Source organism: Polaribacter sp., from assembly GCF_049276715.1.
GTDB lineage: Bacteria > Bacteroidota > Bacteroidia > Flavobacteriales > Flavobacteriaceae > Polaribacter.
The window spans coordinates 1-10,803 of sequence record NZ_JBASWY010000002.1 but is presented as its reverse complement, the minus strand read 5'-3'; the positions used below and the strand labels follow the sequence as shown (position 1 = coordinate 10,803).

5 protein-coding genes are annotated in these 10,803 nt (G+C 31.0%); 4 read left to right on the top strand and 1 reads right to left on the bottom strand.

Annotation, left to right across the window (positions count from 1 at the left end; translation table 11 throughout):
* Nucleotides 1-6,622, bottom strand: a 6,622-nt coding sequence (locus tag WAO74_RS00255) for an SdrD B-like domain-containing protein (RefSeq protein ID WP_422158703.1), incomplete at its 3' end; no start/stop codon positions are given.
* Nucleotides 6,623-7,094: 472 nt separating this feature from the next.
* On the opposite strand from WAO74_RS00255, the gene WAO74_RS00250 reads away from it, so the two are divergent.
* The 4 genes from WAO74_RS00250 to WAO74_RS00235 all read left to right on the top strand — a co-directional run.
* On the top strand, nt 7,095-8,783 hold the full coding sequence (locus WAO74_RS00250) for a histidine kinase dimerization/phospho-acceptor domain-containing protein (protein WP_422158701.1): 1,689 nt from the start codon (nt 7,095-7,097) through the stop codon (nt 8,781-8,783).
* Nucleotides 8,738-9,973 (top strand): ATP-binding protein, encoded by a 1,236-nt coding sequence (locus tag WAO74_RS00245; RefSeq protein ID WP_422158704.1) that lies wholly within the window; start codon nt 8,738-8,740, stop codon nt 9,971-9,973. Before WAO74_RS00250 ends, WAO74_RS00245 begins: the two co-directional genes overlap by 46 nt.
* 216 nt (nt 9,974-10,189) lie before the next feature.
* On the top strand, nt 10,190-10,378 hold the full coding sequence (locus WAO74_RS00240; RefSeq protein ID WP_422158699.1) for a hypothetical protein: 189 nt from the start codon (nt 10,190-10,192) through the stop codon (nt 10,376-10,378).
* Between the two features lie 195 nt (nt 10,379-10,573).
* On the top strand, nt 10,574-10,803 hold a 230-nt coding region (locus WAO74_RS00235), incomplete at its 3' end, for a DUF7222 domain-containing protein (RefSeq protein ID WP_422158697.1).

Below are 10,803 nucleotides of genomic sequence, written 5' to 3'. Positions count from 1 at the left end.
CTTGTAACAGCATTACTCCTGGTTTTACTCTAAAGTTGAACTCTAGTTCGTTTTTACCTTTAGTTAATTTTGCTGTTTCTTTGTAAATAGTTTTCCCAGTAATATCTGTTAAGGTAATGGTTGCTTCTGTATCTGTTTCACTAAATAAAAGCATGTTTACATTTCCTTTAGATGGGTTAGGGTAAACCATAAAGTTGTTTTCAAAATTCTCGATTGCTTTTACTTCAATGGCGCCTTCTTTTACTGTTTTTGCAAACTTCACATCAGAGATAAACAAATCTAATTCTTTTGTATTTGCTTCTACTGGCAAGAACGTAAATAGAATTGTAGTTAAATCTTCTGCTGTTAACTTTTCTTGTGTTCCACTTGAACTAAATACATCAAAAGGAACATAGTATGTTTGCTCTTCTTCAGAGAAATCTACCATCACTCTATATTGTGCTTTCCAGTCTTCAATTGAAGATTTGATTAAGCCTAATTCCATTAAGCCAGATCCTTTTGCTGTAAAAGCTACATAGTTGTACTCAGAGTAATCAGCTGAAATAGTTCCAGGTAATAATGATTTGTAAACCGTTAAGTAATCATAATCACTTGTTGCTTTTACTTCAACATCTCTGTTAATTGCATACTCATCATCTTTGTACTCTCTATCGAAATTATTCCATACAAAGTAGTTTTTGATTTCTGTGTAACGCTTGTCAAAGTCTAAGCCCCAGTTTCCATCTGCATGGTAAAATGCATCTTCTACTTCGTTATCTACGCTTACCAATCCATCATACTCATACCCATCTGCGATGTCTAATCGTAAACTTTGCTGAATCTCCGTGCTTAAAGTATTGTTTCTAAACTTAATGTTGTTAGCCGTTTCAGAATATAATTCTACCATAGATACTTCTGCAGTATTTCCTTCTTCTGTACTTCTTAACATTACTACTAACTCAGACTTATCTCTGTAAATTTTAGAAGCATACGTTTCTGGAACTTTCTGAATTTCTGGTTGCGCAACAGGAATAAATGATTGTAAGTTCTCTAAGATGTCTGTTACTAATTTCTGAGTATCAGCCGGTTTTGTAGACCATACTTGGAAGTTATACACATCGTTAAACTTGATATAGTCATTTACATACCAGTTGGTTTGAATAGTATACTTACGATCGTTGTTGTTCTTTGCCACTGCAAAAGAGATTGCGTACTCTACAATGCCATTACGTTGCTTGATTCCTTGCATTAAGAAATTATACCCTTGTAATTTTACTGTTTGAATATTTAATATCTCTGCACCACGCAATCTATCACAAGATGCTTTGGTGTGGTTGTAGATTTTATCAGATGTTTTAATACCTAATACAACTCCTTTTGTTTGACCATTTAAAGAGAAATCTACAGACAATACTTCATCAGCAATTGTGATATCTAAAATATCTGTTGGTGAGGTTATGTTTGCCACATTTCCAGCTACTAATTCAGTAGGGAACATGTCTAACATGGTTTGTCCTTTTCCTTGGTAAGGTTGTGCAGACTTCATCTTAGCTTTGTCATACAAGTTAGAAGCATCTTTTACAAAGTTTGTTGGTACAGAATTTTTCTTTCTACCTACATATAACTTAGTCAAGGCATCTCCTAAAGATTCTGACTCGATTCCTCCATTGTTTCCTGTTCCTGTGTTTCCAGAAGAAATGCCATACCCGAAATCTTGATCTAAGTTATTTGCACCTGCTGGTAAAGAAAGTGTACTTGTGTTTAAAGTACCTACTCCATCTCCATCAGAAATTGCTATTAAATCAGCTATTGTTACACCTACTGGTAATCCACCAGTTACAGTACTTACATCTACAGTTATAGTATAAACGCCTACTGGTAAGTTATCAAATAAATAATTTCCATTTGCATCTGTAGTAGTGATTATATCATCTGCTGGATTGCCTGGAGTACCTGGGTCTAAAGTTACAGTCGCTCCTTCTAATCCATTTTCACCTGCATCTACAATTCCATCGCCATCTGTATCATACCAAACTGTGTCTCCAATTGAACCTAAAACTTCACCTCTATATCCGAAGTCTTGATCTAGATTATTTTCTCCTTCTGATAATGTTAAGTTACTTGTATTTGATGTTCCAATTCCATCTGCATCATAAGTTTGTACTAAATCTGCTGGAGTAACACCTGATGGTATTCCTGCAGTTACTGTACTTAAATCTACTGTTACTGTGTAGTTTCCTGCTGATAAATAATAATCAAATAAATACGTACCATCTGGTGCAGTTATTTGGGTGATATCATCTGCTGGATTTCCTGGAGTACCTGGATCTAATGTTACTGTTACTCCTGGTAATCCGTTTTCACCAACATCTTGAGTTCCATTTCCATTTGCATCATACCAAACTGTATCTCCAATTGAACCATAAGCTTTATAACCAAAGTCTAGGTCAAGATAATCTTCGCCTGCTGCTAATGTAAAGTTACTTGTGTTTGGTGTAACAACACTATCATAATCATAGTTTGGAGATAAATCGGCTGGAGTTACACCTGCTGGTAAGCCTCCTGTTACAGTGCTTACATCTACAGTTACTGTATAATCGCCTGCTGGTAAATTATCAAATAAGTAGTTACCATTAGCATCAGTAGTTGTGGTTACATCATCACTTGCATCTCCAGGAGTTCCTGGGTCTAAAGTTACTGTTGCTCCTTCTAAACCTGGTTCTGTTAAACCTTGATCTCCAGTCAAAGTTTCATCATACCAAACTCTATCTCCTAATGAACCTAAACCTTGGTAACCAAAGTCTTGGTCTACATTGTCTTCGCCTGCTGCTAATGTATAGTCGCTTGTATTTGCTGTTCCTGTTCCATCTGCATCAAAAGTTTGTGCTAAATTAGCTGGAGTTAAACCTGCTGGTAAACCTCCTGTTACAGTACTAACATCTACAGTTATTGTATAATCTCCTGCTGGTAAATTATCAAATAAGTAGTTACCATTAGCATCTGTTGTATCTGTTACATCATCATTTGTATCTAAAGGAGTTCCTGGATCTAAAGTTACTGTTGCGCCTTCTAAACCTAATTCTGTAGCACCACTTTGAATACCATCTGCATTTGCATCATACCAAACTGTGTCTCCAATAGAACCAATGATAGCTGTATTGAATCCAAAATCTATAGTTAAGTCTACATCTGCGTCTCCAAAATAATCATAATCATTAACGTTTCCTGTTTCTGTTCCAGCATCTACAGGTTCTGTTCCTATTGATAAATTAAACACAGAACTGCTAATACCATTTACTAATAATTGTGATTTATAAGCACCATTAATACCATCTTCTCCTGCATTATCGTCTGTGATAGATGAGTCTCCATTTATAGATACTAAATCTCCTATTGGATTTCCTGTACCAAATTGTGTTGATGGAATATGTACAAAATAATCTCCATCTGCTAATTGACCGAAGAAATACAAACCATCATTATGCGTAATTGTTTCTGATATTGGTGTTGCTGTTTTTGGATCATCTCCTGAATTGAACAATTGTACAGTTACTTCATCTATACCTTCGCCTGAATCAAAAACTCCATTATTATTTGCATCTGCAAAAACAGTATTACCAACACCTACTTTACAAGGTAAGATAAAGACAGAATCTTCCCAACCTGCTGTGTTATTTCCATAAGCAGAATATACTCTCATTGTTGGGTCGTCTGAATGCTGACCACCACCATAAATATTCCAGTTATTCCATACCTCTTGATTTACATCTTCTGCCAAATCCCAAAAGTATATCCATTGTTCTATAGTAGCATCCCAAAAAGCGGTTGTATATCTAGCATTAGAGGTACGTCCTGTTCTTTGTGTACCTGTAATTGAACCATCTGGAGAAACGTGGTCATAATAACCTCTGTTAGAACTGCCATAATAATTAGGAAAAGCTGATTCTATTACTTTTAAAACATCATTTGTAATATCGTATCTATATCCTGTTCCATTATTTAATTCACCTATTAAATAACGACCATCTGTACTAATATGTTTTGCAGAACTGTTAGTTGTAGTAGTTAAATTAGAAGTGGTTCTTAAAGTTGCAGCACTCGTTGCAGCATTAAAATTGTAAATTACTACGTTATCACTTTGATCTGTTCCTGCAATTAAAGTTCCTGTACCAGATACTGTTGTAAATTCTTTTACGGCTGGTACTATTATTGGGTTGGCTAAATCGCTTGTTTTCCAAATAATACCATAAGAGCCTGCAGCTGTACTATAGCTACCTACAATTACTCCATTATCACTTATTTCAGTAGCAAATGAAGAGGTAACACCTGCATCATTTGTAGCTAATTCTACCATAGTTGCCATACCTGGAGCCCAGTAAAAAGCTCTACTTTCTCCTGCTGGACCAATTTTACCATCTCCAACACCTTCTCCAGCTGCACTTACTCCATACGTTGTAGATCTTGCTGTTAAACCTGTACCTCCTAATGGATCATAAATTTGTGTATATGTTCTATTATAGGTATTAAAAATAGCTGCTCTCCAATCTACAAAACCTGCAGAATGTTGCCCATCAGGACTAATATCAAATACACAGCTTTCAAAATTTTCATAATCTGAATTGGTAACTGCTCTACCAATATCTGCAGCTACTACTAATGATTGACCACAGTCAAATAATTGACAATCTGGATCTTCTGTATCTATTAAGCCATCACCATCATCATCTATACCATTGGTACAGTTTTCTTGAACTGGCGATCTAAAACCAATATCTAAAGTTAAATCTACATACGTATCTCCAAAATAATCGTAATCAAATTGATTCCCAGCCTCTGAACTTCCTGTTGGTTCTGTACCAGGAGATAAAGTAGTAAAGCCTGAACTAATACCTTCTAAGGCTAAAAGAGCAATAGTTTTATCTACACCATTTTCTGAACCAGCAGAATTTGTGTTATCATCTCCTGCATAAACATAACCATTAGTCAGCGTAACACTTGGAATGGACATTAAACCATCAATAGCATTCCCTGCTCCAAAAAATGAAGAAGGAATATGTACAAAATAATTACCTGGTGCTAATTGACCAAAGAAATACAAACCATCATCGTGTGTTATTGTTTCTGAAAGTGGTGTATCTGTAGTTACATCATCTCCTGCATTAAATAATTGTAAAGTAACACCATCTATACCTTCACCAGCATCAAAAGTGCTGTTTAAATTTGCATCATTATATACTGTGTTTCCTAAACCAACTTTACAAGGCATAATAAAGTAAGAATCTTCTGAACCATTTTGGTTGTTTCCAAAACCAGAATATACTCTCATTGTTGGATCATCTGAATGTGCACCACCATTATATAAGTTCCAAGAATTGAAAATAGTTGAATTTATATTTTGAGATCCTTCATCCAATAAAAGCCACTGTTCTTTGGTAGCATCCCAAAAAGATGCGTAATAATTTGCAGTTGAAAAACCACTAAATCTTTGTGAACCAGTTATAGAACCATCTGGAGAAACGTGTTCATAATACCCTCTATTATTAGTTGCAAATGTAGTAGCAAGAGGCAAAATCGTTTTCATTACATCATTAGTAATGTCATATCTATAGCCATTTTTATTGCTTAATAAACCTACTAGATATCTACCATCTGTACTTATATGTTTTGCGGTACTGGTACCATTTGTAGTTACTAAATTTGTTGTTATTTTTAATGCTGCACTATTTGTACCTGCATTAAAATCATAAACAACTACTTTGTCATTTTGATCGTAACCAGCTATAAGAGTTCCTGTTCCTGAAACTGTTGTAAATTCTTTAACTGATGGCACAATAATTGGGTTTGCTAAATCGCTAGTTTTCCAAATAATACCAAAAGAACCAGCTGCAGTTCTGTAAGAACCTACAATTACACCATTGTCTGAAATTTCATTCGCAAAAGAAAAAGTAACTGCTGCATCATTCGTAGCTAACTCAACCATAGTTGCCATTCCTGGCGCCCAATAAAAGGCTCTATTTGCACCTGCTGGTCCTATTTTACCATACCCAACTGCTTCATTAGTTGCTGAAATTCCATAAGCTGTACTTATAGCTGTTAAGCCTGTACCTCCTAATGGATCGTATATTTGTGTGTACGTTCTATTAAATGTATTAAAAACTGCAGCTCTGAAATCTACAAAACCTGCTGAATATTGTCCATCTGGGCTAATATCAAACACACAGCTTTCAAAATCTGCAAAATCTTGAGGCGTTGTTGCTCTACCAATATCTTGAGAAACCAGTAAAGATTGCCCACAGGCAGCGATTTGACAATCATCATCGTCATAATCTATTAAACCATCTGCATCATCATCTATTCCGTTGTTACAAATTTCTACCATATAGGTATTGTTTGTAGAAGGTAAAGATTTTTCTTCTAACTTGATTTTCGCTACAGTTTTTTCTGCTGATGGAAAATTTGAATTGAAATTAACTAAGTTATTCCAATTAGATTGGTAATTATTGTAGAAAGTATTTTGAGAATTTGTATCGAATAAAGATGTAAAATCTTTATTTGAATTCTCTAATCCTACAGCATAATTACTGTTTACAGCTGATAATAAAATTATCAATAAGGTGTAAACAAGTTTTTGTGTGTACTTCATAATTTAAAGGGTATTGATTTTTGTTAATATTTAATTTTGCTTTATAGTTTATTTGTTTAGTTGTTCAAATAATTTATTTGGATAGTTCGTTTTTTAAATTTTTTGCATACGAGATTATATTACTATATTTTAACAGTAATATATTTTGGTAAAAAATTTTAAATACAAAAACTAAATCTAAAATGGAAAATACTAGAGGTTGTTTCTTTAATAGAAACGTTTGAAAGACTATACATATCTGACGTAAATAATTTAAAGGGTTTAGAGGTGGGGAAAGATATATTGCGAGGCAAAATTAGTTTAATATATATCTTTTCTGAGGACTATAATTGGATTTTTATGTATCTCTTTTTAAAAAACTGTATCGTTTTTAGACTTTTTTGTCTTATTTTAACATTTTAAAGTATGTTTTTTATAATACTACTCAAAAATAATTATATTGTAGTTACAAAATGTTAACTGCCTTATTTTTATGAAGTTTTTCCTATTATTTTCACTATTTATTTTATCATCTTTTACTTTAAGTTGCAATGAACTAAGTTTTCAAAATGATACTATTGTAAATTATACGACTAACAAATACAATGAATTATACAAGAAAAAAAGTTCTATAGAAGACCTAGATAAACACGTTTATGCTAATTTAAGAGAGCTTAGAGATTTTATTTCTCAAAAAAAAAATATAGCAGATAGTTCTCTAATTGAGCTAAAAGACACTTATGCCAATTATCTAGTTTTACTTCAAGGTGATTATTTTATGTTTAAGGGTGAAATTGATTCTGTTATACATTATAACAATAAAGTAAGAGATTATACCAACAATTATTATTTATTAGGACGAGCAGAAAGCATAACTTCTTATGCTTATCAAATTAAAAATAGATATGCTGAACAAATAATATCACTTAAAAAAGCCATAGATTATTATGATAAGTCTAATCATATCCATGCTAATTACAGAAAAAGTGAATTACAAATTTTTCTATTTGGTGTCTATAATAATTATAAGTTATTTTCTACTGCAGAAAATTTAATTCCAATTATAGAGGTAAGTTTAAAAATAACAAAAGAACAAATACATGCTAATAAAGATTTATCACCTTTAATTCCTTTTATCAAAAATAAAGAAGTTACCTTTAATTTAGAGAAATGTAAAACGTTATTACTAAAAAACAAAAGAAAAGAGGTGTTAATTATTGTAAAGAAGTTAGAAGATGAAGTACCCGAAAATAATATTTTTAAACATCATTTTTATAATACTTTAGCTGAAATTTTCTTTGAGTTGGGTGAAAAAGATAAAGCCTTAAAACTATATAAAAAAGCATATAATACTGATTTTTTTAACCCTAAAAAGGATATTATTGGAGAAAAATATAAGAATTTAACATTTGCTAGCATATATTCTGAAGTAAATGATATGAGTACTGCTGATAAATATTTTGATAGTTTTATTAAAGATACAGTAGGTTTAAACATTTATCAAAACCCAACAGCACAAGGCCTTTTGGCTAATTATTATAACAATAAAAAAAACTACAAAAAAGCGATAAATTATTTAAAAAGAAAATACTTTTTAAATGACTCAATTTCTCAAAACGGTTTAGAAATTGCCAACCAAATTTATGCAAAGGAACTACAATTTGATAAAAAAATAATAACACTCGAACAAAAAGCAAAACAAGAACAATTGCTTGCCGAAAAACAAGAAACCAAGTTAAAATCAACTATTCTGATAGCACTTTTAATTTTTATAATACTAGGAATCAGTTTTTATTTCTTTACAAAAAATAGAAGAACAAAGGCAAAACTAGAACTTGCCAAAACAAAAGAAGTTCTTGCTTTTAAAAATATTTTTTTAGAAAATATTTCGCATGAAATGAGAACACCAATTACAGTTATTTTAGGGTATTTAACTTTAATAAAAGAAAATAGTTTAAATCCTGAAAGAATTGCAAACTATGCTAATTTAGCTTCGGTAAATACCACAAATTTCTTACATTCTTTAAATAGTTTTTTAACTGTTAAAAAACTAGAAAAAACATCAGATTTAAAATTAGTTGAAGAAAATAGAATACTTCTCAATTTTTTTAAAGATACTATAATCGATTTTACACAATTAGCAAAAGGAAACAAATTACCCTTAAATTTATATACAATCTAAAAGAGAATACCGAAATTACTTTTGATTATGATGTTTTAACAAAAATTGTTACGAACCTACTTTCTAATGCGCTGAAATTTTCGAATGCCCAGAGCCAAATTACAGTAATCTGTTTATTAAAATTAAATGCTTTAGAAATAACAGTAAAAGATGAAGGAATGGGAATTGTAAAAGAAGACCATTCTAAAATATTTACTCGTTTTTATCAATCTGCAAATATTAAAAATTCAGGAGGTTTTGGCATAGGTTTATCTTTAGTAAAAAAATTAGTTGAAAAAATGAATGGTAGCATTGATTTGGTAAGTGAAGTGAATATTGGTAGTATCTTTAAAGTTAGTTTACCTGTAAAAGCAGAAAATATTGCACTTTTAACTGTTGATGAAACTACCATATATTTTGGTGTATCTGATAAAGATGAAAACAATAACGCACCAAGTAGTTTTTTGCCAAATGCCCTTATTGTTGATGACAATTTAGAAATTATTAAGTTTTATAATGAAATTTTTAAAGACAGACTAAACTGCACTTTTGCCTATGATGGTTTAGAAGCTTTAAATAAAATAAAAACAGAGCAGTTTGATGTTATAATTGCCGATTATAGAATGCCTAAACTAGATGGTTTAGAATTTAAAGAGCAAATAAATACCATTGAAAACTATAAAAATATTCCATTTATTATGGTTTCAGCTATTCAAAACGAACACACAGATAATTATATCGAAAAATACGATATTAATGATTATTTATTAAAACCTTTTGATAAAAATGAACTCATTGCCAGAGTTAATGCACTCGTAAAACAGCTATTTAATAAAAAACATATTTTAGAATCGAATATGGATTTAGTAGATAACACCAAAACTTTACATTCTGAAGTTATAGAAAAAACAAAGAAAATAATATTAGAAAACTTAAATAACCCATCATTAAATGTTTCGTTTATTTCAGATGCTTTAGGTATTCATGAAAAACAACTCAACAAATCATTAAAAGAAGCTATTGGTTTAAGTACCATAAAATTTATTATTGAAATTCGTATTTTAAAAGCGTACGAATTAATTATCAATAAAAAGTTTAAAACAGTTTCTGAAGTAATGTTTGAAGTTGGTTTTAATAGTAGAACTAACTTTTACGACAAATTCGAAAAAAGGTTTGGTATAACCGCTGGTAACCTTAATAAAAAGTATTAAACAGAACTAAATAAATTTTTATGTAACTAAAAGCTCTAAAAAAAGAACATCGAATTTCTTTTAATAACTTAATTTTATCTTAGTGTAATTCAAAGTCCCATATTCGTTTTATAAAGAAAGGGTGGTTCCTTTATAAGAGCTTTATATTTTGAGTGGGACTTTACTTTTATAAAGATAGTTTAGCAATAATTACTTTAATATTTTAAAAATAAGTGTATGGCTCCAAATTATTTTAATCAATTAGATTTAGATAAGACCTCTTTACCAAAAGATTGGTTAGAAAAGAAAATAAAAGCTATTTTAGAAGATGATACTGTTAAAAACTTCCCAGATCATGAACCTTCTATAGATTGGGCTGGTAATGTGCTTGATTTGTTAGAGTTTTTGGGGCTTGATGTGAACTAAAACACAGGTTTATTACTCATAAATGATTTTACAACTTGAAATTTGTTGTGGAACTTTTCTAAAGCATAAATTGGCCTAAAACATTAGATTTACAATTTACATAAAGAATGTTTTATGTATTTATTAAAGATTACTAATGGCTTAAGTTTAAGAGCCCTTTTAAAGTTAGAAAGCCCTTAGATGTAAATACAAATTATGTCTAAATTAAGCAAGAAAACATTTTTAGAAAAGCATAGTTCATTTCCTGAATTCCACAAGAAATTACTAAAACAAGGAGAAGTAGAATGGAAACAACTAATTAAACACCCACAAGATTATTATTCAGCAAACTCAGGTTCAGTTTCAGGTTTTATCTACTACAATGACACAATTAAATTCGCAAAAAAGCACCACCTAGAAATTCTACAAATCCTAGATGAGTTCGA

Coding starts and splice junctions, on each gene's coding strand:
- WAO74_RS00250 (WP_422158701.1), top strand. CDS start 7,095: ATGAAGTTTTTCCTATTATTTTCACTATTTATTTTATCATCTTTTACT.
- WAO74_RS00240 (WP_422158699.1), top strand. CDS start 10,190: ATGGCTCCAAATTATTTTAATCAATTAGATTTAGATAAGACCTCTTTA.